Raw genomic sequence first — 660 nt, 5'->3', positions numbered from 1 at the left:
AAACTTCTTCTGCATTATCTAGTTTTGAGGGAATGATACCTCAAGTAAATAGTCTGGCAATAATGGCGAGAAGGTCACACCCGTTCCCATACCGAACACGGAAGTTAAGCTTCTCAGCGCCGATGGTAGTTGGGGCCTTGCCCCTGTGAGAGTAGGACGTTGCCAGGCGAAGGGCATGAAATTTCTTCGATGTCTTTTAACTCCTTTTTAGAAAATGGAAAAAACTTTCTGTTTTATAAAAATGCCGAAGGTGTTATTATAAGAAGGTTCTGCTAAAAGGGAAATCAATTAAAAAATAATCCAGTGAAATTGGAAAAAATTTTAGTTGATATTAAGCGGTGAAAGTGATATAATAATCTTTGTCGCTTGTTTTAAAAAAAGAAATTGTTCTTTGAAAACTAAACAAACAAAAACGTCAACAAACAATAATAATCGTGTTTCTTCTATTATATAGAGAACACGAGCCAACGTAAATTTTCGAGCTACATCAACTTTCTTGGAGAGTTTGATCCTGGCTCAGGACGAACGCTGGCGGCGTGCCTAATACATGCAAGTCGAGCGAATCGATAGGAGCTTGCTCCTGTTGGTTAGCGGCGGACGGGTGAGTAACACGTGGGCAACCTGCCTGTAAGACTGGGATAACTTCGGGAAACCGGAGCT

General features: G+C 40.6%; 2 rRNA genes. Both read left to right on the top strand.

The annotated features are described in order from the left end of the window. Nucleotides 1-52: 52 nt before the first annotated feature. Nucleotides 53-168: ribosomal RNA gene (rrf, locus tag BIV60_RS02020) — 5S ribosomal RNA — on the top strand. A 325-nt stretch (nucleotides 169-493) separates the two neighbouring features. Further along, a 16S ribosomal RNA gene (locus tag BIV60_RS02015) occupies nucleotides 494-660 on the top strand; the annotation flags it as partial.

It is taken from the genome of Bacillus sp. MUM 116 (genome assembly GCF_001866655.1).
Classification (GTDB): Bacteria; Bacillota; Bacilli; order Bacillales; family Cytobacillaceae; genus Neobacillus.
This window is presented reverse-complemented; position numbering and strand designations above follow the sequence as displayed.